This is a genomic window from Allobosea robiniae, from assembly GCF_900102525.1.
GTDB classification, from domain to species: Bacteria; Pseudomonadota; Alphaproteobacteria; order Rhizobiales; family Beijerinckiaceae; genus Allobosea; species Allobosea robiniae.
This window is the reverse complement of the sequence record NZ_FNBZ01000001.1, coordinates 854,271-879,212: the sequence shown is the minus strand read 5'-3', so window position 1 is coordinate 879,212 and position 24,942 is coordinate 854,271. Positions and strand designations below refer to the sequence as shown.

The 24,942-nt window shown below is 66.8% G+C and carries 25 protein-coding genes; 13 read left to right on the top strand and 12 right to left on the bottom strand.

Annotated elements, in window-relative coordinates:
• Nucleotides 1-25 precede the first annotated feature (25 nt).
• The 3 genes from BLQ70_RS04015 to BLQ70_RS04005 all read right to left on the bottom strand — a co-directional run bounded on the left by BLQ70_RS04015 (nucleotide 26) and on the right by BLQ70_RS04005 (nucleotide 3,502).
• On the bottom strand, nucleotides 26-1,228 hold the full coding sequence (locus BLQ70_RS04015) for a site-specific DNA-methyltransferase (protein WP_091855882.1): 1,203 nt from the start codon (nucleotides 1,226-1,228) through the stop codon (nucleotides 26-28).
• Between the two features lie 388 nt (nucleotides 1,229-1,616).
• Nucleotides 1,617-2,228 (bottom strand): ribonuclease HII, encoded by a 612-nt coding sequence (locus BLQ70_RS04010; RefSeq protein WP_091855881.1) that lies wholly within the window; start codon nucleotides 2,226-2,228, stop codon nucleotides 1,617-1,619.
• 188 nt (nucleotides 2,229-2,416) lie between these two features.
• Nucleotides 2,417-3,502 carry a PA0069 family radical SAM protein gene (locus tag BLQ70_RS04005; protein ID WP_139163492.1) on the bottom strand — a complete coding sequence of 362 codons (1,086 nt, stop codon included), beginning with the start codon at nucleotides 3,500-3,502 and terminating at the stop codon, nucleotides 2,417-2,419.
• A 232-nt stretch (nucleotides 3,503-3,734) separates the two neighbouring features.
• Between BLQ70_RS04005 and BLQ70_RS04000 the strand changes: the two genes are divergently transcribed.
• Nucleotides 3,735-4,220 carry a hypothetical protein gene (locus BLQ70_RS04000; RefSeq protein ID WP_091855879.1) on the top strand — a complete coding sequence of 162 codons (486 nt, stop codon included), beginning with the start codon at nucleotides 3,735-3,737 and terminating at the stop codon, nucleotides 4,218-4,220.
• A 149-nt stretch (nucleotides 4,221-4,369) separates the two neighbouring features.
• Nucleotides 4,370-4,495, top strand: a complete 126-nt coding sequence (locus tag BLQ70_RS26105; RefSeq protein WP_274532843.1) for a hypothetical protein — start codon at nucleotides 4,370-4,372, stop codon at nucleotides 4,493-4,495.
• A gap of 177 nt (nucleotides 4,496-4,672) precedes the next feature.
• On the opposite strand, the gene ypfJ is transcribed toward BLQ70_RS26105, so the two are convergent.
• From ypfJ to BLQ70_RS03980, 4 genes are all read right to left on the bottom strand, one after another.
• Nucleotides 4,673-5,557 (bottom strand): KPN_02809 family neutral zinc metallopeptidase, encoded by an 885-nt coding sequence (ypfJ, locus tag BLQ70_RS03995; protein WP_061964825.1) that lies wholly within the window; start codon nucleotides 5,555-5,557, stop codon nucleotides 4,673-4,675.
• 107 nt (nucleotides 5,558-5,664) lie between these two features.
• Nucleotides 5,665-6,669 carry a cytochrome d ubiquinol oxidase subunit II gene (gene cydB, locus BLQ70_RS03990; protein ID WP_091855878.1) on the bottom strand — a complete coding sequence of 335 codons (1,005 nt, stop codon included), beginning with the start codon at nucleotides 6,667-6,669 and terminating at the stop codon, nucleotides 5,665-5,667.
• An 11-nt stretch (nucleotides 6,670-6,680) separates the two neighbouring features.
• A complete protein-coding gene (locus BLQ70_RS03985) occupies nucleotides 6,681-8,111 on the bottom strand; it encodes a cytochrome ubiquinol oxidase subunit I (RefSeq protein ID WP_091855877.1) in 1,431 nt (476 codons plus the stop codon).
• A gap of 116 nt (nucleotides 8,112-8,227) precedes the next feature.
• Nucleotides 8,228-9,058 (bottom strand): uracil-DNA glycosylase, encoded by an 831-nt coding sequence (locus BLQ70_RS03980; protein ID WP_061964819.1) that lies wholly within the window; start codon nucleotides 9,056-9,058, stop codon nucleotides 8,228-8,230.
• A 172-nt stretch (nucleotides 9,059-9,230) separates the two neighbouring features.
• Here BLQ70_RS03980 and BLQ70_RS03975 point away from each other — a divergent pair, with 172 nt between their 5' ends.
• The 3 genes from BLQ70_RS03975 (at nucleotide 9,231) to BLQ70_RS03965 (ending at nucleotide 14,050) form a co-directional block, all read left to right on the top strand.
• Nucleotides 9,231-10,910 (top strand): electron transfer flavoprotein-ubiquinone oxidoreductase, encoded by a 1,680-nt coding sequence (locus BLQ70_RS03975; protein WP_244511889.1) that lies wholly within the window; start codon nucleotides 9,231-9,233, stop codon nucleotides 10,908-10,910.
• Nucleotides 10,911-11,381: 471 nt separating this feature from the next.
• Nucleotides 11,382-13,148 (top strand): tetratricopeptide repeat protein, encoded by a 1,767-nt coding sequence (locus BLQ70_RS03970; RefSeq protein ID WP_244511888.1) that lies wholly within the window; start codon nucleotides 11,382-11,384, stop codon nucleotides 13,146-13,148.
• 26 nt (nucleotides 13,149-13,174) lie between these two features.
• Entirely contained in the window at nucleotides 13,175-14,050 is an 876-nt protein-coding gene (locus BLQ70_RS03965) for a 4-(cytidine 5'-diphospho)-2-C-methyl-D-erythritol kinase (RefSeq protein ID WP_091855876.1), read from the top strand.
• A 57-nt stretch (nucleotides 14,051-14,107) separates the two neighbouring features.
• On the opposite strand, the gene BLQ70_RS03960 is transcribed toward BLQ70_RS03965, so the two are convergent.
• Nucleotides 14,108-15,043: a polyprenyl synthetase family protein gene (locus BLQ70_RS03960; RefSeq protein ID WP_244511916.1), complete on the bottom strand. Its 936-nt coding sequence runs from the start codon at nucleotides 15,041-15,043 to the stop codon at nucleotides 14,108-14,110.
• A gap of 255 nt (nucleotides 15,044-15,298) precedes the next feature.
• Here BLQ70_RS03960 and BLQ70_RS03955 point away from each other — a divergent pair, with 255 nt between their 5' ends.
• Nucleotides 15,299-15,523 (top strand): putative signal transducing protein, encoded by a 225-nt coding sequence (locus tag BLQ70_RS03955; RefSeq protein ID WP_091855874.1) that lies wholly within the window; start codon nucleotides 15,299-15,301, stop codon nucleotides 15,521-15,523.
• Nucleotides 15,516-16,301 (top strand): tRNA1(Val) (adenine(37)-N6)-methyltransferase, encoded by a 786-nt coding sequence (locus tag BLQ70_RS03950; RefSeq protein ID WP_091855873.1) that lies wholly within the window; start codon nucleotides 15,516-15,518, stop codon nucleotides 16,299-16,301. The genes BLQ70_RS03955 and BLQ70_RS03950 overlap by 8 nt, the downstream gene beginning before the upstream one ends.
• Here the strand turns inward: BLQ70_RS03950 and BLQ70_RS03945 are convergent.
• From BLQ70_RS03945 to BLQ70_RS03935, 3 genes are all read right to left on the bottom strand, one after another.
• Nucleotides 16,292-16,597, bottom strand: coding sequence for a hypothetical protein (locus BLQ70_RS03945; RefSeq protein WP_082617199.1), 306 nt, complete (start codon nucleotides 16,595-16,597; stop codon nucleotides 16,292-16,294). The two genes, BLQ70_RS03950 and BLQ70_RS03945, sit on opposite strands and share 10 nt — an antisense overlap.
• A 156-nt stretch (nucleotides 16,598-16,753) precedes the next feature.
• The gene (locus BLQ70_RS03940; RefSeq protein ID WP_139163482.1) at nucleotides 16,754-17,005 is read right to left on the bottom strand and encodes a hypothetical protein; all 252 of its coding nucleotides are present in this window, start codon (nucleotides 17,003-17,005) and stop codon (nucleotides 16,754-16,756) included.
• Between the two features lie 127 nt (nucleotides 17,006-17,132).
• Entirely contained in the window at nucleotides 17,133-17,405 is a 273-nt protein-coding gene (locus BLQ70_RS03935; protein ID WP_061964807.1) for a hypothetical protein, read from the bottom strand.
• A gap of 256 nt (nucleotides 17,406-17,661) precedes the next feature.
• Between BLQ70_RS03935 and BLQ70_RS03930 the strand changes: the two genes are divergently transcribed.
• From BLQ70_RS03930 to upp, 6 genes are all read left to right on the top strand, one after another.
• Nucleotides 17,662-18,579, top strand: coding sequence for a glycine--tRNA ligase subunit alpha (locus BLQ70_RS03930; protein WP_091855871.1), 918 nt, complete (start codon nucleotides 17,662-17,664; stop codon nucleotides 18,577-18,579).
• Nucleotides 18,579-20,717 carry a glycine--tRNA ligase subunit beta gene (gene glyS / locus BLQ70_RS03925; RefSeq protein WP_091855870.1) on the top strand — a complete coding sequence of 713 codons (2,139 nt, stop codon included), beginning with the start codon at nucleotides 18,579-18,581 and terminating at the stop codon, nucleotides 20,715-20,717. Before BLQ70_RS03930 ends, glyS begins: the two co-directional genes overlap by 1 nt.
• Nucleotides 20,718-20,935: 218 nt before the next feature.
• The gene (locus tag BLQ70_RS25530; protein WP_091855869.1) at nucleotides 20,936-21,097 is read left to right on the top strand and encodes a Thivi_2564 family membrane protein; all 162 of its coding nucleotides are present in this window, start codon (nucleotides 20,936-20,938) and stop codon (nucleotides 21,095-21,097) included.
• A 103-nt stretch (nucleotides 21,098-21,200) separates the two neighbouring features.
• Nucleotides 21,201-22,463: a GTP cyclohydrolase II gene (locus BLQ70_RS03915; RefSeq protein WP_091855868.1), complete on the top strand. Its 1,263-nt coding sequence runs from the start codon at nucleotides 21,201-21,203 to the stop codon at nucleotides 22,461-22,463.
• A gap of 25 nt (nucleotides 22,464-22,488) precedes the next feature.
• Nucleotides 22,489-23,706, top strand: coding sequence for a URC4/urg3 family protein (locus BLQ70_RS03910; protein ID WP_091855867.1), 1,218 nt, complete (start codon nucleotides 22,489-22,491; stop codon nucleotides 23,704-23,706).
• A 40-nt stretch (nucleotides 23,707-23,746) separates the two neighbouring features.
• Entirely contained in the window at nucleotides 23,747-24,388 is a 642-nt protein-coding gene (gene upp, locus BLQ70_RS03905; protein WP_061964799.1) for a uracil phosphoribosyltransferase, read from the top strand.
• A gap of 105 nt (nucleotides 24,389-24,493) precedes the next feature.
• Here upp and BLQ70_RS03900 read toward each other — a convergent pair whose 3' ends face one another.
• Nucleotides 24,494-24,925, bottom strand: coding sequence for a DUF1236 domain-containing protein (locus tag BLQ70_RS03900; protein ID WP_061964797.1), 432 nt, complete (start codon nucleotides 24,923-24,925; stop codon nucleotides 24,494-24,496).
• Between the last annotated feature and the right edge of the window lie 17 nt (nucleotides 24,926-24,942).

The window sequence follows — 24,942 nt, the reverse complement described above, 5'->3', positions numbered from 1 at the left end:
GGGCAGGGGGCGCGAGGCCGGCGGTTCAGGCCGCCGCCATCTGCGCCCTGATCTCGCCGCGCAGCGCGTCGAGCACGGTCAGCCCGCCCTGGCGCTCGACATGCCAGAAGGTCCAGCCGTTGCAGGCTGGCAGGCCTTGCGCCAGCGCACCGACCTTGTGGATCGAGCCCACGGCCGGGCCGAGGATCAGCGTGCCGTCGGCGCGGATCACGGCCTTGTGGCGGCGCTTCTCGTCATGGACGGTCTCGCCGGCCTTCACCAGCCCGGCCTCGACCAGGCTGAGGAACGGCACGCGCGGCTCGCTGCGCTTGGAGGGCGCGGTCGAAAACGCTTCCGGCGCCAGCGGCGTCACCGCCGCGATGCGCTCGCGCGCTGCCTTGGCATAGACCGGGTCGCGCTCGAGGCCGATGAAATGGCGGCCCAGAGCCTTAGCGACGGCGCCGGTCGTGCCCGTGCCGAAGAACGGATCGAGGATGACGTCGCCGGGATTGGAGGCCGAGAGCAGCACGCGGGCAAGCAGCGCCTCCGGCTTCTGCGTCGGATGCACCTTGGCGCCGTTGTCGTCCTTCAGGCGCTCGTCGCCGGTGCAGAGCGGCAGATACCAGTCCGAGCGCATCTGAAGGTCGTCATTGCCGCCCTTCAGCGCCTCGTAATGGAAGGTGTATTTGGACGCTTCGCCGCGCGCCGCCCAGATCAGCGTCTCATGCGCGTTGGTGAAGCGCCGGCCGCGGAAATTCGGCATCGGATTGGCCTTGCGCCAGACGATGTCGTTCAGCATCCAGAAGCCCAGATCCTGCAACGTCGCGCCGACGCGGAAGATGTTGTGGTAGCTGCCGATCACCCACAGCGCCCCGTCCGGCTTCAGCACGCGCCGCGCGGCCGCAAGCCAGTCGCGGGTGAAACGGTCGTAATCGGAGAAGGAGGCGAACTTGTCCCAGTCGTCGTCGACGGCATCGACGAGGCTGTCGTCGGGCCGGCGCAGATCGCCGCCGAGCTGGAGGTTATAGGGGGGGTCGGCAAAGATGAGATCGACGCTTGCCGGTGGCAGTGCGTTCATCGCCGCGACGCAGTCGCCCACGAGAATCTGATCGAGCGGCAGCTCCCGCGGAGCGCCGATATGTTCGGGAAGGCCCTTGGCCTTCATCCGAGCCCCCAGTGCAGGCCGTCCGGTACGCGAAACCTGAATCCGGACGGGAGCACTGGCGGTCCCGGTACGCAAAACACCCATGACACCAAGACCGTTACGCAACTTCAACGAGGGCGATCTTGGTCGGACAGGGTAAAGGTCGGGTTTCCGCTTTGAAAAAAATGCGTCCCATTCTGGGGCTGCAATTTTTGCCTAGGCCGTTGGCAATGAAGGGTAATTCGTAAACGGCGGTTAACGTCTCAGGCTGCCGTAAGGGCAGCTTGCGAGGGCGTTCGGTGAGGTCCGGGAGCCGTGTTTCCCGTCATGGTCGGGCTTGTCCCGGCCATCCACGTCTTCCTTCAGCAAGGGCGGTGTTCAAGACGTGGATGCTCGCCACAAGGGCGAGCATGACGGAGTGAAATACGGCCGAGCTCACGGAGGTCGGACAGAGGCTTCCTCCCCACCGGGGAACGACGCGCGAGGCCGCGGCCTACCGGAACCACACGCCCTTCACCGGCGCGAAGGAATAGCGGTGTTCCGGGCAGGGGCCGTGCGCGGTGATTGCCTTGCGATGCTGCGGCGTCGCATAGCCGACATGGCTGGAGAAGCCATAAGCCGGATAGCGCTTGCACAGCCGCGCCATCATCCGGTCGCGCGTCACCTTGGCGATGATCGACGCTGCCGCGATCGAGGCGATCTGCCCGTCGCCCTGGATGATCGCCTCGCAGGAACAGGCGAATTGCGGCGGGTCGTTGCCGTCGACCAGGATATGGAGCGGTGCCAGCGGCAGGCCGGCCACGGCCCGGCGCATCGCCTGCAGCGTCGCCTGGCGGATGTTGATGGCGTCGATTTCGACGGCCGTCACGCTGGCGACGGAGACGGCCAGCGCCCGTTCCATGATTTCGCCGAAGAGTTCTTCGCGGATCGCAGCTGAGAGCTTCTTCGAATCATCGAGTCCATCAGGCACGCGCTCGGGATCGAGGATCACGGCGGCCGCGACGACCGGGCCGGCCAGCGGCCCACGTCCGACCTCGTCGATGCCGGCCAGCGGCCAGCGGCCGTTGGCAATGGCGGATGTCTCGCGGTTGAAATCGGCGGGCATGGCGGGGTTATGCAGCAGAGCACAGCGCGGGGCCAGAGCCGTCTTTTCCTCGCCTCACGCAATCGCGTTTGATCGTCATGGTCGGGCTTGTCCCGACCATCGACGTCTTCCTTCCTACAATGCGGCGTCCAAGGCGTGGATGCTCGCCACAAGGGCGAGCATGACGGCGAGAGCAGCCGCCCAACGCCTCAGAACAAACTCAACTGCGCCTTCTCCTTCTCCGGCTTCACGAAGAGGTCGGTCCGCAGTCGGCGCCGAGTCGTGTTGAAGCCGATGCGTTCGGCCGCCATCTCGAAGCGCCGTCCGATCATCCAGGCATAGGGGCCGGAGCCGACCATGCGCTGGCCCCATTGCGAATCGTAGTCCTTGCCGCCGCGCGTCGAGCGGATCAGCGACATCACATGCCGGAGCTTGTCGGGATGATGCGTCAGCAGCCATTCCTGCACGATGTCGCGCACTTCGAGCGGCAGCCTGAGCAGGACATAGCCGGCTGCCTCGGCGCCTGCCGCCTTGGCAGCGTCGAGGATGCGCTCGATCTCGTGCTCGTTGATCGCCGGGACGATCGGCGCGACCAGCACCGTGACCGGGATGCCGGCCTCGGAGAGCTTGCGGATCGTCTCCAGCCGCTTGGCTGGCGAGGCGGCGCGCGGCTCCATGCCGCGTGCGGTCTTCGGGTCGAGCGTCGTCACCGAGAGCGCGACCTTGACCAGTCCCTTCTCCGCCATCGGCGCGAGGATATCGATGTCGCGCTGGACCAGCGCCGATTTGGTGACGATGCCGACGGGGTGATTGAACTTTGCCAGCACCTCCAGGATCTGGCGCATGATCCGGAGCTTCCTTTCGATCGGCTGGTAGGCGTCGGTATTGGTGCCGATTGCGATCGTCCGCGGCTGATAGGAGGGGGAGGAGAGCTCCTTTTCCAGCAGCACCGCCGCATCGGGCTTCGCGGTCAGCTTGCTTTCGAAATCGAGCCCCGGCGACAGGCCGAGATAGGCATGGGTCGGCCGGGCGAAGCAGTAGACGCAGCCATGCTCGCAGCCGCGATAGGGATTGATCGAACGGTCGAAGGAGATATCGGGCGAGTCGTTGCGCGTGATGATGGTGCGCGCCTTCTCATAGGCGATCTCGGTCGAGAACGGCGGGAGTTCCTCCAGCGAACCCCAGCCGTCGTCCTCGGCGACGCGCTGCTCTGCCTCGCAGCGGCCGCCGGGATTGATCGTGGCACCACGCCCGCGCCGCCTGTCGGGGTCGATGCGATGGCCGACATAAGCCATCGGATCGGCGGGCGCGACGACCGGCGCCGAGACGCTCGGCTCCCGGTCCTGGCGCCGAAGGGGCTGGGCCGCCGGGAAGGGCCGTGAGGTGGGTCTGGCCTGGGGCATGGTTTTCGAACCGCGTCACGCGCCGGGAATCGACGCCTTCTGGTCGCATGTAGAGTGAACATAACAAGAACAAATATCAAGGGCGGGATTGTGACATGCTGCGTTGCGGCATAGAATTTCGCTTATGCTCACGGCCGTGATCCGCAGCGATGGTTCCCAGCAGGCGCTTGCCGCGACCCTGGCTGTCCTGATTCCAGCGGTCGCGGAGGGTTTTCTCGGCCATGCGGTGCTCGTCGACACGGTCGGCGCGCCCGAGACCGAGCGCGCTGCGGACGCCACCGGCGCCCGCTATCTCCGCGCGAGCCATGAGCAAGCCTGGCGAGAAGGCGCAGCCCATGCACGGGGAGACCGCCTCGTCCTGTTCGAATCCGGCGATGTGCCGCAGGCTCATTGGGTCCAGGCGGTGGAGCGCCATCTGCTGGTCGCGGCGGCAAAGCCGGCCCTGATTCCCCTGGAAGGGGCGTTTGCCTCCTTGCGCGAACGGCTCATGTTCTCGCTGCCCGGCCGCGGGCTCGCGGCGGGGCTTGTCATGCCCAAGGCGGTCGCGCTGACCGGTCGTCTCGACCGGGCGCCGGTGCGGCTGCCGGTCCTGCGGGAGTGGGCGGGCTAGCTGCCTAGAGGGATGTTGCGCCGCCGAAGGCGATATGCCTGAAGCGCATGGCAGAAGGAATTTCGTGTGGGAACTTGTGCGCTGCAGCATAAGTTCATATGTAGACGGTTGCCTGAAGCACCTCCCTCAGACATCGAAAGGAGAGATCCATGCTGGAACGGCACGATTCCTGTTCTGCGCTCGAAGCGGAGCGCGACGAGGACAAGCGCGAGGAACAACGGGAGGACGAAGATACGTTCTCGCCTCGCGAACATCAGGAAGGATTCTGGAGCTAGCCTCTCCACGAAAACCAAGCGGAGGGCTGGATGCAGCCCTCCGCACGGCATTCTCAGGAAGTCGCGGGCCCGTTCGGGCCCGATTTGTTTTGGATGCCCGGTCGGAACGACCAGCCAGCGGGACGAGGCGGTGGTAACCGCCCGCGACCCCGGCGTCTCCGGCGCCGTTGAGAGGCGCTACACCTGATTCCGGAACGTGTCGCAGCTCTGCATCGAGCCTGACTGGAAGCCGGTGGTGAACCACTTCATGCGCTGCGCCGAGGAGCCGTGCGTGAAGGAATCGGGCACGACCGTGCCTTGCGCCGCCTTCTGCAGCTTGTCGTCGCCGATGGCGGAGGCGGTGCGCATCGCCTGGTCGATATCGCCCTGGTCGATACGGCCCATCGCCTGGACGTTATGCGCCCAGACGCCGGCGAAGCAGTCTGCCTGCAGTTCGATTCGTACCGAGATCGCGTTCGCGTCGCGCTCGGAGGAGCGCTCGCGGATCTGGTTGGCCTTGGGCAGGATGCCGAGCAGGTTCTGGATGTGATGGCCGACCTCGTGGCCGATCACATAGGCATAGGCGAAATCGCCGCCGCCGCCGAGCTTGCGCTGCATTTCCTGGAAGAAGGAGGTGTCGAGATAGACCTTCTTGTCGACTGGGCAATAGAACGGCCCCATCGCCGATTGCGCGGTGCCGCAGCCCGAGCGGTCGACGCCGGAGAACAGGACCAGCCGTGGCGGCTGGTAGCGGGTATTGGCCTGCTGCGGCAAAAGCTTCGACCAGATGTCCTCGTTCTGCGCCAGAACGGCCGAGACGAAGCGACCCATCTGGTCCTCCGGCGGGCCGGAGGAGCGGCGCGTTTCCTGCGTCTGCTCGCGCCCGCCGATGCCGCCGATCAGTTCGGCGCCGCCGATGAGCAGGCGCGGATCAATACCGAGCGCCCAGCCGAGCAGGCCGAGCACCACCATCGTGCCGATGCCGACGCCGCCGCGCCCGCCGGGCATGCCGGCGAAGCCGCCGCCACCACTGCCGCGCCTGTCCTCGAGATTATCGGACTGGCGGTAATCTTCCCATTGCATGAAGGCATCCCCGGCGAAGTTCCCCCGCAATCTCGCCGGGAGATGCGGGGAACTCAAGTCGTCTTTGCAAACCGCTCCTGAACGCAACCTGACCGCGGGGGTTCCACTCAGTGGTAGCCGCTGTCGATCCTAACCTTGCCACGGAAGGTCCAGTATACGAAGGCGGTGTAGAACAGGATCGTCGGCAGGAGGAAGCTGACGCCGATCAGCACGAAGATATGCGAGCTCGGCGCCGCTGCCGTGTCCCAGATCGTCAGGTCGGGCGGCACCAGATAGGGATAGTTCGAGACCGCGAGCCCCAGAAAGCACAGGACGAAGATCGCGATCGTGAGGGCGAAAGGCGTGAACTCATGCGCGCCGTGCAGCCGCTTCCAGGCGAAGTAGCCGCAGATCGCGGTCAGCACCGGAAGCGGCCAGAGCAGCATCAGGTTGGACGGCGTGAACCAGCGCGCGGAGATGCGCGGATGCGCATACGGCGTCCAGAGTGAAACCAGCACCGCAAAGGCGAGCAGGCCCAGCAGCAGTGCCTTCGCCTGCCGGCGCGCCCGGTCCGCCACCGGCCCCTCCGTCTTGTAGACCAGCCAGGTCGCGCCGAGCGTGGCATAGCCGATGACGACGCCGATGCCGCACATCACCGTGAACGGCGTCAGCCAGTCGAAGGGGCCACCCGCGAACTGCTTGTCGACGACCTTCACGCCCTGGAGCAATCCGCCGAGGATCAGCCCCTGCGCGAAGGCGGCGAGCGTCGAGCCTGCCCAGAAGGCGAGGTCCCAGACCTTGTGATGGGGCTTGGCCACCCAGCGGAACTCGAAAGCGACGCCACGGAAGATCAGCGCCAGCAGCATCAGGATCACCGGGATGTAGAAGGCCGGCATGATGATGGCATAGGCATAGGGGAAGGCGACCCAGAGCCCGGCGCCGCCGAGCACCAGCCAGGTCTCGTTGCCGTCCCAGAACGGCGCGACCGAATTCATCATCTGGTCGCGCTCGCCCTCGTCCTTCGTCGTCGGGAACAGGATGGCAATGCCGAGGTCGAAGCCATCGAGGATGACGTAGAGCATTACGGCGGTGCCGATCACGCCGGCCCAGATCACGGGGAGATACCATTCCATAATAGCTCTCCTCAGTTCGCCGGCTGGATCTTGTCGTCGCCGGGATGGCCGTCGCCGAAGATCGCCGCGGCGGGCGCCTGTGCCGCCTTCAGCGTCCGCTTCGATGGCTGCTCGGGCGGGTCCTCATGGCTGATCTCGTCCGGTCCCTTGTCGATCAGGCGATTGATCAGGAGGATGCCGGCCGTGAACACCACGCAGTAGACGAAGACGAACAGCCCCAGCGAGATCGCGACCTCGAGAGTCGTGATCGGCGAGACCGCGTCCTTCGAGCGCAGGACGCCGGTGGCGAGCCAGGGCTGGCGACCGACCTCGGTGACGAACCAGCCGGAGAGGATGGCGACGAACCCGGCCGGCCAGCTGTACTGGGCGAGCCAGAGCCATCTGCGCGATTCGAAGATGGTGCCGCGCTTCCAGAGCCAGGCGCCGACCCAGCCGAACAGGATCATCAGGGTGCCGATGCCGACCATGATGCGGAAGGCAAAGAAGGGGATGAGCACCGGCGGCCGGTCCTCGACCTTGAAATCCTTCAGGCTCGGGAACAGCGCATCCATGCTGCCATGCGTCAGCAGGCTGGCGACGCCGGGGATCGAGATTTCGAACCGGTTGAGCTCGGCTTTCTCGTCGGGCCAGGCGAAGAGGACGAGCGCGCCGGGCTTGGCCGAATCCCAGTGCGCCTCGATCGCGGCGAGCTTGGCCGGCTGGTAGATCGCGGTCTGCTTGCCGTGGAAATCGCCGATCAGCGCCTGCAGCGGCGCGGTCAGTGCGATCATCAGGATCGCCATGCGCACCATCGTCTTGGCCGATTCGGTGCGGTGTCCGGCGAGGAGATGGCGCGCCCCGGTCGCCAGCACGACAAAGGCGGTGGTGAGATAGGCCGCCGTCATCATATGCGCGAAGCGCAAGGGGAAGGTCGGATTGAAGACGATCTTCATCCAGTCGACGGGGTAGGCGATGCCGTCGCGGACCTCGTGCCCGACGGGATACTGCATCCAGCTATTGGCCGAGAGGATCCAGAAGCCGGACATCGCCGTGCCACCGGCGACGATCGCCGCCGAGAGGAAATGCAGCCAGGGCGGCACCCGCTTCCAGCCGAACAGCATCACGCCGAGGAAAGAAGCCTCGAGGAAGAACGCAGTGAGTACCTCATAGCCCAGCAGCGGACCGACGATATTGCCAACCGCGACAGAGAAGCGGCTCCAGTTCGTGCCGATCTGATAGGACAGCACGATGCCGGAGACGACGCCCATCGCGAAGGAGACGGCGAATATCTTGGTCCAGAACCGGGCGAGCAGGTGGAATTTCGGGTCGCCCGTCTTCAACCACAGCCCGAGCAGTGTCGCAATATAGGCGGAAAGCCCGATCGTGAAGGCCGGGAAGACGATGTGGAACGAGATGGTGAAGGCGAACTGGATGCGCGAAAGCAGAAAAGCATCGATGACCATCGCAGAACTCCGTCTGGCCAGGTCACGCCGGTGCCGGGCCTCGCCCGTTCGGGCGTGTCTGGATGTGATCTAATGCAAGCCTGCCTCGTGCCGCGCCTGCGCGCAACGTCGCTGCGTCAATTCTTCCCGTCGAGCGCCGCCTTCAGCGCGCGCAGGTCGCGCCAGGCGAGCCGCTTCTGCAGCGGCTGCCGCAACAGATAGGCCGGGTGCAGCGTCGCGATTGCCGGGATGCGCCGCGCCCCGGTGTCGTATTCCACCCATTTGCCGCGCGAGCGCAGGATCCCGGTGAACCCGAGCAGCCCTTGCGCGGAGGGGCCGCCGACGCAGACCAGGATGTCGGGATCGGCGAGCTCGATCTGGCGCTGGATGAAGGGCAGGCAGATCGCCACTTCCTGTGGCGTCGGCGTGCGGTTGCCCGGCGGGCGCCATGGCAGCATGTTGGCGATATAGACGTCGTCCTTCCGGCTCAGCCCGATCGCGGCCAGCATGCGGTCGAGCAACTGCCCGGAGCGCCCGACGAAGGGCAGGCCGATGCGGTCCTCGTCGGCACCGGGCGCTTCGCCGACCATCATCACCCGGCCCTGCGGATTGCCGTCGGCGAAGACCAGGTTCTTGGCGGTGGCCTTCAGCACGCAGCCTTCGAAACCGGCCAGCGCGGCCTTCAGCTCATCGAGCGTGCGCGCTTCGCGAGCGAGCGCCTTGGCGCTGACCGTGGCGTCGTCCGGTGCCGTTGCCGCAGCCGCCATCGGCCGTGCCGGTGCGGCAGGGCGGCCGGGTAGCGGGCGCAGGCGCGGCTGCCCGTCGCCGCGCTCGCCGGCAGGAGCGGGGTCGGCAAAATGGTTGCGCGGCGCTTCGTCGAGCGCCTCGGTCACGCCCATCTCGGCGTACCAGCTCAAAAGCTCGTAAGGATCGGGCGCGTCGGGGCTGACTGCATCGGACAGGCTCATCGCTGCATCCTATACCTTGCAAACCCTCTCTGCGAGCCGACGCAGTTGCAAAATGGAACGCACGCTTGGATAGAGGGGTTCCAGACTGGACGAAAGCCGGCATTGAACGACCCGGTGAAATAGTTCATATATAAACTATCATGCGGCGCATGCTGCTGAGGCGGAGGGCAGGATGGATCTGAAGGAAGCGCAGAGCGAACCGCGCGAGAGCATGGACTATGACGTCGTCATCGTCGGTGCCGGCCCTGCGGGGCTGGCGGCTGCGATCCGGCTGAAGCAGCTCGATGAGTCCATCTCGGTCGTGGTGGTCGAGAAGGGCGCCGAGGTCGGCGCCCATATCCTCTCCGGTGCCGTCATCGATCCCATCGGCCTCGACCGGCTCGTGCCGGACTGGCGCGACGATCCAGAGCGCCCCCTGACCACCGAGGTCAAGGAAGACATCTTCTATTTCCTGACCGAGCCGAACGGTATCCGCCTGCCGAATTTCGGCATGCCCTCGCTGATGAACAATCACGGCAATTTCGTCGGCTCGCTCGGGCTCGTCGCGAAGTTCCTGGGCGCGCGGGCCGAGGCGCTCGGCGTCGAGATCTATCCGGGCTTCGCCGCCGCCGAGCTGCTCTTCAACGAGGATAGCTCGGTCGCCGGCATCGCCACGGGCGATATGGGCATCGCCAAGGACGGAACGGTTTCTGACCGCTTCACCCGGGGCATGGAGCTGCGCGGCCGCTACACGCTGCTGGGCGAGGGCGCGCGCGGCTCGCTCTCCAAGATCGCGATCAAGCGGTTTGCATTGGATGAAGGCCGCGAGCCCCAGAAATACGGCATCGGCCTGAAGGAGCTCTGGCAGGTCAAGCCGGAGAAGTTCCACAAGGGCCGCGTCCAGCACTCCTTCGGCTGGCCGCTCGACAACAGCACCGGCGGCGGCTCCTTCCTCTACCATTTCGACGACAATCTGGTTTCGGTCGGCTTCGTCGTCCATCTCAACTACCAGAACCCGACGCTCTCGCCCTTTGACGAGTTCCAGCGCTTCAAGACCCATCCGCTGATCCGCGACACCTTCGAGGGCGCTAAGCGCATCGCCTATGGCTCGCGCGCCATCACCGAGGGCGGCTGGCAGTCGGTGCCGAAGCTGACCTTCCCGGGCGGCGCGCTGATTGGCTGCGCGGCCGGCTTCGTCAACGTTCCCCGCATCAAGGGCAGCCACAACGCCATCCTGTCGGGCATGCTCGCGGCTGAGAAGCTGGTGCCGGCATTGCAGGCCGGGCGGCAGCATGACGAGGTCGCCGAGATCGAGACGAGCTGGCGCGACAGCGCCATCGGCAAGGACCTGAAGCGCGTCCGCAACGTCAAGCCGCTCTGGTCCAAGTTCGGCACCTTGCTCGGCATCGGGCTCGGCGGCATCGATATGTGGCTGAACCAGCTCTTCGGCTGGTCGCCCTTCGGCACGCTGAAGCACGGCAAGCCGGATTTCGCGACGCTGAAGCCGCTCGCCGAGGTCACGCCGATCAGCTATCCGAAGCCGGACGGCAAGATCTCCTTCGACAAGCTCTCCTCGGTCTTCCTCTCCTCGACCAATCACGAGGAAGACCAGCCGGCTCATCTCAAGCTGGCGGATCCATCGGTTCCGATCACGCAGAACCTGCCGCTCTATGGCGAGCCGGCCAGGCTCTATTGCCCGGCGGGCGTCTATGAGGTCGTCTACGAGAACGCCGAGACGAAGACCAATCCGCGCTTCGTGATCAACGCGCAGAACTGCGTCCACTGTAAGACCTGCGACATCAAGGACCCCGCCCAGAACATCACCTGGACGGTCCCGGAAGGCGGCGGCGGGCCGGGCTACGCGAATATGTGATCGCGGGGCGATTCGCTGTCCGATGAATCAAAAAGGGCGCGCCGGCCGGCGCGCCCTTTGTCGTAAGGCCAGGAGGCCGATCAGCCCTTGCGGACGATCTTGGCGACCGGCTTGGTCTCGTCCTTGGCGCAGCCGGCGACGAAGCCGCCGAGGAGTGCGATGGCGGCAATGCTCAGAATGATCTTCTTCATTGGAACAGTCCCAGTGGAATCGCTGCGAAAGCTGCAGACGGACAAGCTATAGGCCCGATATCCCTGCGTGATGATCGCCGTTTTCGGCTTTCGGCCGCTTGGTCAGGCAGATTTCCGGGAGTGTTGCGCGGCTGCTACGAAAGAGCCGCATTCGGGAGGGGGCCGGCTTGCCCGTCCGCCCGGAAACCGCCATCTTGGCAGCCTACGCGAAGCGATCACGGTCCGCTGGAAGAGTGCGCCCCGAGATGGTGAGGCTGCGGACCGAGGGAGAATGGCAGTCGTGACATTATTGAAGAAGGTGCGTGCCTCCGGCACGGCTGCTGCGTTGTCGCTTTTGATGTTCCTGCCAGCCGTGGCCGCTGCCCAGGGCGCAACGCAGCCGCGTACGGCTGACACGCTCGAGCCGGGCGACAGCCTGGAAGGCAACTACCTCGCCGCGATCGTCGCCGGTGCATCCCGCGATCTCGGTGCGGCCTCCGTCTATCTGCGCGAGGCGATCAAGGAAGACCCGCAGAACAACGACCTGACCGAGCGCGCCTTCGTCGCCTTCCTGGCCGACGGTGCCATGCCGGATGCCTTCCGGGCGGCCGACAAATTGATCCAGCAGGATCCGAGCAATGGCCTCGCCCAGCTCGTCATCGGCATCCGCTCGATCAAGCAGAAGAGCTACCGGACGGCGCGCAATCATCTCCAGCGCGGGGGCAGGGGGCGCGCGGCCGACATCACCGCGACGCTGCTCACAGCCTGGTCCTATCTCGGCTCCGGCAATTCCCGCCGGGCGATCGAGACGCTGGAGCGCCTGAAGGGCGAGGCGTCCTACAATCTTTTCCGCGACTATCATGCCGGGCTCATTCTCGATGCCGCCGGCCGCAAGGGCGAAGCCGAGAAGCGGCTGAAATCCGCCTATGACGCCGAGAAGACCACGCTCCGGCTGGTCGATCTCTGGGCGCGCTTCCAGGCCCGCAACGGCGATTTCAACGGTGCGGCCGAAACCTACGCCGCCTTCGACCGCCTGCTGCCGAATCATCCGATCATCCGCGAGGGCATGGCGCTCGTCGGCAAGAAGGATGCGCCGCCGCGTCAGATCACGACGCCGCAGCAGGGCGCGGCCGAGGTGCTCTATGGCCTCGCCAGCGCCGGCAACCGCCAGGGCGACGAAGCCGCCGCGCTGCTCTACCTGCGCATGGCGATCTATCTCGACCCCGGCCACGACCTCGCGATCCTGACGCTCGGCGACATTCTGGAGCGTGCGCGCCAGCCGGAGGATGCCGTCGCCGTCTACGACAAGATGCCGGCCTCCTCGCCGCTGCGTCCGAATGCCGAGATCCAGGCCGGGCTGGCGCTGGAAAACCTCGGCAAGCCCGAAGAGGCGGTGAAGCATCTCGACAAGGTCATTGCCGAGCGGCCGGACGATGTCGACGCGCTCTCGGCGCTCGGCAACATCTATCGCTCGCGCAAGAAATTCGCGGAAGCCGCGGCGGCCTATGATAAGGCCATCGACAAGCTCGCCTCGCCCGGCCGCGCCAACTGGGATCTGTTCTATTTCCGAGGCATCGCCCGCGAGCGCATCAACCGCTGGCCCGAGGCCGAGGCCGATCTGCGCAAGGCGCTCGAACTCCTGCCCGATCCGCTCGGCCGCGAGCGGGCGCTGGTGCTGAACTATCTCGGCTATTCGCTGGTCGACAAGCATCTCAAGCTCGACGAGGCGCTCGACATGCTGCGCCGCGCCGTCGAGCTCCGCCCGCGCGACGGCTACATCATCGATTCGCTCGGCTGGGCCTATTATCGCCTCGGCCGCTATGACGATGCCTCGCGCGAGATCGAGCGCGCTGCGGAACTGCGCCCGTCCGATCCGGTCATCAACGATCATCTCGGCGACGTCTACTGGCGCACCGGCCGCCAGCTCGAGGCGAAGTTCCAGTGGAACCACGCCCGCGACCTCAAGCCCGAGCCTGAGGACCTGGAGAAGATCCTGCGCAAGATCGAGCGCGGGATGGAGGATCCTTCGGCCAATGCGGTCGAGGAGACCAAGAAGGACGGCGGCTGACGCTTCCGCGTCGCCGGCCTGACGCCGTGGCCCCACCGCTGACGACGCGCGCCCGCGCCAAGGTCAATCTCGACCTGCGCGTGCTCGGCCGACGCGCCGACGGCTATCACGAGCTGGAAAGCCTCGTCGCCTTCGCCGGCGTCGGCGACACGCTGTCGCTCGATCCCGGCGCTGACCTCTCTCTGACGCTCGCAGGGCCTCGGTCTAAAGGACTCGCGGCCGATGACGGCAATCTCGTCCTGCGCGCCGCCCGCTCGCTTGCGGCGGCACGCCCCGGCCTGCGCCTGGGGCGCTTCCATCTCGTCAAGCGCCTGCCGGTCGCCTCGGGAATCGGGGGCGGCTCGGCCGATGCGGCTGCGGCGTTGCGCCTGCTCGCGCGCCTGAACGGCATCGCTCCGGGCGATCCGATCCTGCGGGAGGTCGCGACGCAGGTCGGGGCCGACGTATCGGTCTGTCTCGATTCGCGCGCGCGGCTGATGGCCGGCATCGGCGAAAAGCTCGGCCCGGTGCTCAGGCTGCCGCCGCTTTTCGGCGTGCTGGTCAATCCCGGCGTGGGGGTCGAGACGGTGGGCGTATTCCGGGCGCTTGGTCTCAAGGCGGGTGAGGTGACGTCGGAAGCGCGCGCGCAGAATCTTGCGGCCCCGGCATCGGCCGCGGATCTGCTGGGCTATCTGGCGACCACGAGCAATGATCTCGCAGCACCGGCGCAGCGGGGTGCGCCGGTGATCGGCGAGGCCCTGGACCGGCTCGCGGCGTTGCCCGGTTGCCGGCTGGCGCGCATGTCGGGCTCGGGCGCGACCTGCTTCGCGCTGTTCGACGATTGCGCATCGAGCGCTGCCGCTGCCAAGGCGTTGCAGCGCGAGCGGCCGGGCTGGTGGGTCAAGCCGACGCTGCTGAGCTAAAGCGGTGGGGCCGCTCCACCGTCATTGCGCTCCTCGCAGTGACGGTGGTGCGTCAGCTCAATGCGCCCGCGCCACGCAGAAATCGACGGCGGCGTTGAGCGCCTGCTTCATCGGCGAGGCCGGGAACAGGCCGAGGGCGTCCTTGGCCATGCGCGCATAATGCTCGGCGCGGGCGATCGTGTCGTCGAGCGCCTTGTGCCGGCGCATGATCGCCTGTGCTTCCTCCAGATCGCCGTCGCGGATCTCGCCGTCCTGTAGCGTGCGCTTCCAGAAGGCACGTTCGGCCTCGTCGCCGCGGCGGAAGGAGAGCACGACGGGCAGGGTGATCTTGCCCTCGCGGAAATCGTCGCCGGTGTTCTTGCCGAGCTTGGCGGCGACGCCGCCATAGTCGAGCGCGTCGTCGATGAGCTGGAAGGCGATGCCGAGATTGAGGCCGTAGCTGCGGCAGGCGGCGGCATCGGCCTTGGGGGAGCCGGCGATCACCGGCCCGACCTCGCAGGCGGCGGCGAAGAGCTCGGCCGTCTTGCCGCGGATCACCGCCAGATATTCGTCCTCGGTCGTTTCCGTGTTCTTGGCGACGGAGAGCTGGAGAACCTCACCCTCCGCGATCACGGAGGCGGCGGTGGAGAGAATGTCGAGCGCCCTGAGCGAGCCGACCTCGACCATCATCTTGAAGGCCTGGCCGAGCAGGAAATCGCCGACCAGAACGCTTGCCTCGTTGCCCCAGAGCATGCGGGCGGCGAGCTTGCCGCGGCGCATGTCGCTCTCGTCGACGACGTCGTCATGGAGCAGCGTGGCCGTATGCATGAACTCGACGGAGGCCGCGAGCTTGACGTGGCCATCGCCGACATAGCCGCAGAGGTCGGCCATCGCGAGCGTCAGCATCGGCCGCAGCCGTTTGCCACCCGACGAGATCAGGTGGTTGGCGACCTCCGGGATCATCGTCACGTCGGAGCCGGTGCGCGACAGGATCATCGCGTTGACGCGGGCCATGTCCTCGCGCGTCAGCGCGACCAGCGGCTCGATGCTGGCCTGATTCGATTCCCGTTCCTCAAGGGAGACGACGACACCCACTGGAGACACTCCGGAGTCAGATACCCGCGCCGGGCGGCGCGCTTGTGCCATGCCACAACCGTCGCATGGGACGCCAGCCCCTGCAAACCGGCGTGACGCCGCACCTTTGCGTGAACGGGAGCCCGAAAGCCGACGGCTCTTGCACAAACCCGGGTGCTTGGGCTCCATGGAGCCATGCACGAACTCCTGCGCACCAACGACCTTATCCTGCTCGGCGCCGTCGAGGCCCTGCTGGCATCGGCCAATCTCGACTGCCTGATCGCAGATCAGCATATCAGTTCGCTCGAGGGCATGATCGGAGCCTTCCCCCGTCGCCTGCTGGTGCGCGATGCCGATCGCAGGCGTGCGCGGGCTTTGCTGGTCGAGGCCGGCTACGGATCAGAATTGCGTGATGAGTGAGATCGAACCGGGCGCGGCACTGGGCGAGATCGTCGAGGATCGTTTGCTCGATGGCCGGCTGAGGCTGCTCCAGCCGCGCAAGGGCCACCGCGCCGGCAGCGATGCGGTCCTGCTTGCAGCGGCGCTGCCGGATCTGGGTGGCGGCGCGTTGCTGGATATCGGGGCCGGCGTCGGCACGGTCGGCCTCGCCGCGGCGCTGGCCCAGCCGGAATTGCAGGTCACGCTGCTCGAGCGCGATCCGGAGCTTGCCGCGCTGGCCGCGCGCAATGCCGGGCTCAACGAGATGGCGGGGCGCGTGACGGCCGTGGCCGGGGATGTCACGGCACGGGCCGGGATCCTCTCCGAGCTAGGTCTGGCACCCGCCTCCTTCGACGCGGTCGCGATGAACCCGCCCTTCTATCCCCCGGGCGGCAGCCGGGCCTCGCCTGTCCCGAACCGCAAGGCCGCCCATGTCGCCGAAGGAGCGCTCGCGCCCTGGCTGCGGACGGCCCGGCGCCTGCTTCGGCCGAGTGGATATCTCGCGCTTATTCATCGGGTCGAGGCGCTGCCCGAAGTTCTGGCCGGCCTCGAAACCGGTTTCGGCGCGGTCGCGGTTCGCCCGGTCCATGCCTTTGCCGACAAGCCGGCGATCCGCATCATCGTCACGGCCGTGCTGAACAGCAGAAAGCCGGCAGCGTTGCTGCCGGCTTTCGTGATCAATGGCGCTGATGGCAGGCTGACACCCTTGAGCGACGCGGTCCATCGCGGCCGTGGGCGCCTTACGCCCGATTACCAGTAATAGCGCGGCCCGTAGAATCGCCGCGGAGCATAATAGGCCGGCGGGCCATAGAAACGCGGCGGGCCGTAATAGCGCCGCGGCCCGTAATAGCGGGGGCCGTAATAGCGCGGCCGGCCGTAATAGCGGCGCGGACCGTAATAATACTGCGCCTGCTGCACCATGCCTTCGCTCGAGACCGAGGGCGCGGCCGCAATCGGGGCTGCCGCAATCGGGGCTGCCGAAGCGGGGGTAGCGGCGATGCCGGCTACGCCCAGCGCGCCAGCGGTCGCCATGGTGACGATCAGTGTCCGAAACATGAAAACCTCCATGAGATGGCGCCGGCAGTCCCTGCCGTCGGATGAAAACGCCGTCCTTGCGTTGAATGTTAGGGCCTCGAACCTGAACGGCACGGAATCGCGTCGTTCAGCTTGCCTTCAGCCAACAGCCACATTGCGGCCATTCTTGGGAGCCGCTCAGCGGCAGATGCGCACCGGGCGAACCACCCAGCGCCAGCCGTTCCAGACGCGGCGGTCGGACCAGAAGCAGCGCGGGCGCCGGTATCGGCGCAGGCCGTAATACTGGGCCTGCTCGACGAGGCTTTGCCCGGCTTGCGCCGATTGCCCGGCCGCGGCAGCGACAGGCGCGGCCGCAACCGGGGAGGCGGTGAGAGCAACTCCGCCCATAGAGCCCGCCAGCGCGGCAGCAAGAAGCGTTGTCCGGAACATCCTGGCCTCCATCGCGCCGCCGGCTCAGGCGGGGCCAACCCGTGATCCCCGAGGCGGATGGCGGGCCTTGTTGCACGGACGGCGCGAAACCGCGCCGTCCGCCCGTCTTCAGATATGTGCGCCCGCCTCAGCGGCGGCAGACGCGTACGGCCCGCCTGATCCAGCGATGGCCGTTCCAGATACGGCGGGACTCGGTCCAGCAGCGCGGACGGTAATGGCGGCGCGGCCCGTAATGCGGGCGGCCGCGATGCCAGGCCTGCTGGACGAGACCGGTTTCGGCGCCGGAAGCCAGCGCCGTGCCGGCGGAAATCGGCGCCGCCGAGGCCGGGGCGGTGCTCATGGCGGCACCGAGCAAGGTCGCAGCGCCGAAAGCGGCGGCAATGATGCGGGTTGTCAACATGGGCTTACTCCTTGGTTATGCGGCCGCCGGCCCGTCATCAAATGCTCGCCCCGAACATCGCGAGCCGTGCGGTTGGGATTGTCGATATCAGACCCGATATGAACGAAACCTGTCCGCTTTCGGTTCCGGCTCATGCTTGACCATGACTGGCCCGAACCCTAATCACCGCACCATTCCCTTGTTATCGGAAGGTTGCTGGCACTTGTCCGCCCCCGCGCCACTCTCGCACTCCACCATCCCGGCTTCTTCCCCGGCGATGGATCCGACCCGCTCCTTCCAGGGGCTGCTGCTGACGTTGCAGCGCTTCTGGGCCGAGCGAGGTTGCGTGGTGTTGCAGCCCTACGACATGGAGGTCGGTGCCGGCACCTTCCACCCGGCGACGACCTTGCGCGCGCTCGGGCCGAAGCCGTGGCGGGCGGCCTATGTCCAGCCTTCGCGCCGCCCCAAGGACGGCCGCTACGGCGAGAACCCCAACCGCCTCCAGCATTACTATCAGTTCCAGGTCATCCTGAAGCCGTCGCCGCCGGATCTTCAGCAGCTCTATCTCGACTCGCTCAAGGCCATCGGCGTCGATCTCGGCCTGCATGACGTCCGCTTCGTCGAGGACGACTGGGAGAGCCCGACCTTGGGCGCCTGGGGCCTCGGCTGGGAATGCTGGTGCGACGGCATGGAAGTCAGCCAGTTCACTTACTTTCAGCAGGTCGCGGGCGTGGAATGCGCGCCCGTCGCGGGCGAACTGACCTATGGGCTCGAACGCCTGGCGATGTATGTCCAGGGCGTCGAGAACGTCTACGATCTCAACTTCAACGGTCTCGATGGCGAGGACCGCATCTCCTATGGCGACGTCTTCCTGCAGGCCGAGCAGGAATACTCCCGGCATAATTTCGAGCATGCCAATACCGAGATGCTGTTCCGGCACTTCACCGATGCCGAGATCGAGTGCAAGGCCCTGCTCGCCGCCGGCGAACCGGCCGCTGGCGCCAACCAGCCCCGCCACGAACTCGCCCTGCCGGCTTATGACCAGTGCATCAAGGCGAGCCACATCTTCAACCTGCTCGATGCGCGCGGCGTGATCTCGGTCACCGAGCGGCAGAGCTACATCCTGCGCGTGCGCGAGCTCTCCAAGGCCTGCGGTGCGGCCTGGCTGAAGACCGCCGGCGGGGGAGCCATCTGATGCCCGATCTTCTGCTTGAACTGTTTTCGGAAGAGATTCCCGCGCGCATGCAGCGCAAGGCTGCCGATGATCTGAAGAAACTCGTCACCGATGCGCTGGTCGAGCGCGGCCTCGTCTACGAGGGCGCGAAGGCCTTCGCGACGCCGCGCCGGCTCGCGCTGCACATTGCCGGCCTCCCCGTTCGTGGCCGCGACGTGCGTGAGGAGCGCAAGGGTCCGCGCGTCGGCGCGCCCGACGCCGCCGTGCAGGGCTTCCTCAAGGCAGCGGGTCTGAATTCGCTCGACCAGGCGACGATCGTCAGCGATCCGAAGAAGGGCGACTCCTACGTCGCCATCATCGAGAAGCCCGGCCAGGAAACCGTCGCGGCCATCGCCGAGATCGTCCCTGCGGTGATCCGGTCCTTCCCCTGGCCGAAATCGATGCGCTGGGGCAAGGCCTCGGCTGCGGGGGCGAGCCTCCGCTGGGTGCGCCCGCTGCATTCGATCCTCTGCACCTTCGGCGCCGAGACCGAAGACACCGAGATCGTGCCCTTCGAAGTCGACGGCATCGTCTCCGGCAACGTGACCTATGGCCACCGCTTCCACGCGCCTGCACCTATCACGGTGAAGCGCCTGGAGGACTATGTCGCCTCGCTTGAGAAGGCGAAGGTCGTGCTCGATGCCGACCGCCGCAAGGAGATCATCCTCACAGACGCCCGCAACCTCGCCTTCGCGCAGGGTCTCGACCTCGTCGAGGACGAGGGCTTGCTGGAGGAGGTTGCCGGCCTCGTCGAATGGCCGGTCGTGCTGATGGGTTCCTTCGAGGAACGCTTCCTCGACATTCCCGGCGAGGCGATCCGCGCCACGATCCGCGCCAACCAGAAATGCTTCGTGCTGCGCGATCCGGCGACCGGCGATCTCGCCAATCGCTTCATCCTGGTCTCGAACCTCGTCGCCAGCGATGGTGGCGTGGCGATCACCGCCGGCAATGGCCGCGTCGTGCGTGCGCGCCTCTCGGACGCCGCCTATTTCTGGCAGACCGATCGCGGCTCGCTGCCGGACCTCGACACCTTCAGGGACAGCGCTGAAAAGCTCGGCCTCGATCTCGCCAAGCCGCTCGACCAGCGCATGGCCAAGCTCGACAAGCTCGGCGTCGTCTTCCACGCCAAGCTCGGCACGCAGGGCGAGCGCGTCCAGCGCATCGCGGCTCTGGCCAGGGAACTGGCCCCGATCGTCGGCGCCGACCCGGACAAGGCCGAACGTGCCGCCAGGCTCGCCAAGGCCGATCTGCCGACCGAGATGGTCGGCGAGTTCCCGGAACTGCAGGGCCTGATGGGCCGGAAATATGCCGAGCTGCAGGGCGAGGATGTTTCGGTCGCGGCCGCGGTCGAGGAGCACTACAAGCCGGTCGGCCCGTCCGATCGCGTTCCTAACGATCCGGTTTCGGTGGCCGTGGCATTGGCCGACAAGCTCGACACGCTCGTCGGCTTCTGGGCCATCGACGAGAAGCCGACCGGCAGCAAGGACCCCTATGCGCTGCGTCGCGCGGCGCTGGGTGTGATCCGGCTGGTGGTCGAGAATGGGGTGCGGCTGGGGCTGACGCAGGTCGCCAACGATGCCGACCTCCTCTCTTTCTTCCACGACCGCTTGAAGGTCATGCTCCGCGACCAGGGCGCGCGGCATGATCTCGTCGACGCCGTGCTGGGCGAAGGCGCTTCGGCCAACGACGACCTCCTCCTCATCACCCGTCGCGTCGCCGCGCTCGGCCGTTTCCTCGATACCGAGGACGGCAAAAACCTACTCGCCGGCTACAAGCGCGCCGCCAATATCCTCAAGGCCGAGGAGAAGAAGGACGGGGAGGGCGCCTTCGCCGCTGCTCCGGACCTGCATCTGATCGCCGAGGCCGGCCTGATCGAGGAGAAGGCGCTTGCCGTTGCGCTGGCGCAGGCGACGCCGAAGGCCGAGGCCGCCGTCACCGCCGAGGATTACGAGGGCGCCATGGCCGCGCTCGCCGAAATCCGCCCGGCGGTGGATGCCTTCTTCGACAAGGTCACGGTCAACGATCCCGATCCGGCCCTGCGGGCCAACCGCCTGAAGCTGCTCAACCAGCTCCGCCAGGCAACGCGCGCGGTCGCGGATTTCGACCGCATCGCCGGCTGAGCCGAGCGCAGGAACTGCGGAAAACCCCTGTCCCACCCGGGAGAGGGGTTTTCTGTTTGCGGCTCCCGCGTTCCTTCGAAAGCCCCTTTCGCCGGCAAACCCGCCTCCGGAACCAATCCCCGCCCTGCGACGTTCTCTCGCCGGGGCTGACAAGCCGCGAATGCGTCGCGGCTGGGCTCCGGGGGGCCGGCTACCGGCCGAGATAAAGGGCTGCAAGCATGTCCATTCTGATTTCGCTGCTGATCACCGTTCTCGTCATCGGCCTCGTGCTCTACCTCGTGCGGATGCTGCCGCTCGACGGGCAGATCAAGAACGTCGTGCAGATCATCGTGATCGTGATCGGCATCATCTCGCTGCTGCGCTATCTCGCTGTTTTCTAAGGCGATTGACGGCGCCACTGCGCTGGTTCAGACTTCATGAGGTCCAGAAGGCCCCGGACGATCCCGTCCCGGGGCCTTCTTCCGTTTTCAGGGCGTGACCGCGATGAATGCGCCGAACCGCAACGGCCATATCAGGCTGACCTCCCATCCCGAGCCGGGCGGGGCTGCCACGCGCTTCCCGATCAAGTGGGGCGCTCCCAACGCCGCCGAGCGTGGGCCCATCATCGCCTCGACCACCAATCTGGCCGACCGCAACGTCATCGGCGCCCATGGCGGCTCTTATTCGGTCTATCGGGCGCTGGCGATCTCGGCCCGCGCCATGAACCCTCAGCAGCGCCCGGACCTGACCAACACCTATCCGACGGCGGAAATCCTGCCCCAGCCGCAATGGGCCGACCCGAAGAGGATCGTCTCGCTCGATCCCTTCGGCCACACGGTCGCGCAGGATTTCGGCAAGCTGATCGGCGAGGGCATCGATATCCGGCCGTCGATCGCGATCACCAAGGCCAGGCTCAACCTGCCCGAGATCCTCGCCGCGATGGGCGCCCATCGCCTCGCTGCGGACGGGCATATCCTGCACGCCTCCGGCGATATCAGCGTCACCAAGATCGCGGTCGATCCGGTCTGGTACCTGCCGGGCATCGCCGAACGGTTCGGCACCACCGAGAGCGAATTGCGCCGCACACTCTTCGAGCAGACCGGCGGCATGTATCCCGAGCTTGTGACGCGGCCGGACCTCAAGGTCTTCCTGCCGCCGATCGGCTCGATCACGGCCTATGTCATGGGCGAGGCTTCGCGGCTTGCCGATCCGAAGGCGCGCATCGCCTGCCGGGTCCATGACGAGTGCAACGGCTCGGACGTCTTCGGCTCGGACATCTGCACCTGCCGGCCCTATCTCACGCATGGCATCGAGGAATGCGTGAAGGAGGCCCAGAGCGGCGGCGTCGGCCTGATCGTCTACAACCGCAAGGAGGGGCGGGCGCTCGGCGAGGTCACGAAATTCCTCGTCTACAACGCCCGCAAGCGCCAGGAGGGCGGCGATTCCGCCGCGACCTATTTCGAGCGCACCGAATGCGTCGCCGGCGTCCAGGATGCCCGCTTCCAGCAGCTCATGCCGGACGTGCTGCACTGGCTCGGCGTCACCCATATCGACCGGCTGATGTCGATGTCGAACATGAAATACGACGCCATGGTCGAGAGCGGCATCACCATCGGCGAGCGCGTCGCGATCCCGCCCGAGCTGGTCCCGCCCGATGCCTCCGTCGAGATCGAGGCCAAGAAGGCCGCGGGATACTACTCGCCCGACGGCGCGCCTGGCGACAACGCCCTGAAGTCCACGGTCGGCCGCGACCTCGACAAGTTCTGATTCCGCCACGCCAACCGAGTTGACGATGCCCGACCGCGATCCCGAGGCGTTCCGCGCCCTGTTGAAACCCGCTGCCGTGCGTGAGCGTGCGCAGGAGATGCTGGAGCTCGGCCTTGCCGGTCAGCTTCTTCATTTCAGCGTCCATCCGGATCGGCTCGAAACCTGCGCGGATTATGTGCTGGAGACGATCCGCGCGAATTATCCGACGCTCGACATCCCCTTCCATGCGCGCTGGCGCCATTTCACCGTCGATGGCGAGGATCGCTGGCAGAAGCTCGACCGGGAGGCGAACTTCGCAAACCATGCCGCGCGCGGCCGCGCCGCCTATGATCTCGCCGTCGTCAGTGTCCTGCTCGATGCCGGCGCCGGCCCGGACTGGCGCTATCGCGATGCCGCGACGGGCCGCGAGATCGGCCGCTCCGAGGGGCTGGCGCTCGCCTCGCTCGACATGTTCGCCGCAGGGCTGTTCTCCAGCGATCCAGCCGATCCCTTGCGGGCCGATGCGGCCGGGCTGAAGCGCCTCGATGCGGCCGCGCTGGCGCACGGCTTCCAGGCCGGGCCGGGCAATCCGCTGCTCGCGCTCGAAGGCCGCGCGGCGCTGCTCAACCGCCTCGGCGAGGAGTTGGAACGGCAGGGTCTGTCGCGGCCGGGCGCGTTGTTCGATCGCTTCGCCAAGGCTGCCGATACCGGGACGCTGCGAGCCCCGCATATGCTGGGCGAGGTGCTCGGCACTTTCGGCGGCATCTGGCCGTCGCGGCTGACGGTCGCTGGCGTCGCGCTCGGCGACACCTGGCGCCATCCCCTGATCGCGCCGGGAAAGCCGACGGAGGGCGTCGTGCCTTTCCACAAGCTTTCGCAATGGCTGACCTATTCGCTGATCGAGCCGCTGGAATGGGCCGGCATCGCCGTGGTCGACATCGACGAGATGACCGGCCTGCCGGAGTACCGCAATGGCGGGCTCTTCCTCGACAGCGGCGTCATCGCGCTGAAACATGAGGCGGACCGGACGAAGGCGCATGAGGTCTCGTCGCCGCTCGTGGTCGAATGGCGAGCGCTGACCGTCGCCCTGCTCGACGAGGTCGCGGCGCTGATCCGTCAGCGTCTCGGGCGCTCGCGCGAAGAACTTCCGCTCGCCAAGGTGCTCGAAGGCGGGACCTGGGCCGCCGGGCGCCGGATCGCGCGCGAAAAGCGTGTGGATGGCGGGCCGCCCTTGACCATCGTCAGCGATGGCACGGTATTTTGAGGGTAAGCCAAGGTCCGAGAGATAGAGGGGTAACCGGCGTATGACTTCGAGCCAGGACGGCGTCACCGTCGTCGACCACCCGCTGGTCCAGCACAAGCTCACGCTGATGCGCGAGAAGGATCGCTCCACCAAGAGCTTCCGCCAGCTCCTCAACGAGATCGGCATGCTGCTCTGCTACGAGGTGACGCGCGACCTGCCGACCGAACTGATCGAGATCGAGACGCCGCTGCAGAAGTCGATGCAGCCGGTCATTGCCGGCAAGAAGCTGGTCTTCGCGCCGATCCTGCGCGCCGGCGTCGGCTTCCTCGACGGCATGCTGGAGCTCGTCCCGGCTGCCCGCGTCGCCCATATCGGGCTCTATCGCGACCCCGACACGCTCCAGGCCGTCGAATATTACTTCAAGGCGCCCTCCGATATCGCCGATCGCATGATCGTGGTGATGGACCCGATGCTGGCGACGGCGAATTCCGCCGTAGCGGCGGTCGAGCGCCTGAAGGAGCGCGGCGCCCGGGATCTGCGCTTCATGTGTTTGCTGGCTGCGCCGGAGGGCATCGCGCGCCTGCGCGGCGCCCATCCCGATGTCCGGATCTGGACGGCGGCCATCGACGAGCGGCTCAACGACCACGGCTATATCGTCCCCGGTCTGGGTGATGCCGGCGACCGCATGTTCGGCACGCGCTGAGCCCGTCCCGACACGAAGCGGCCCGCCCCGTTTCCGGAGCGGGCCTGGCCTGAAGGACGGACGGCCTGGGGTTGAAACCGCCCGTCATTCGGATCGTGAGCGGTATTATTCGATGATCTGCACGATGCGGCGCGTCTGCGGCTCGACGATCACCGTGCGGTCGTTCACGACCGTGTAGCGATAGTTCGAGGCGTTCGGCGCATAGTCGGCCGGCAGCTGGTGGTAGACGACGCCCTGCTGCGGCAGCACCGTGCCGACCGCGACCGGCTCGGCATAGGTGTAGGAGGGGACGCGCTGCTCCACCACATAGGTGCGGAACTTCGGCTCGGCTGCATCACCGATGATCGCGCCGACCACGGCGCCGCCGACACCGCCGACCACCGCACCGACCGGGCCACCGACAACGGCGCCGCCGACTGCGCCGGTCGCGGCCCCGCTGGTCGCACCGCCGACCGCGCCGCCCGAGGGCTGGCTCTGGGCAAAGGCAACCGCCGGGGTGATGGTCAGGGCGGCAACAAGAGCAAGTTTCTTGAACATGGTATGTCTCCTTTCGA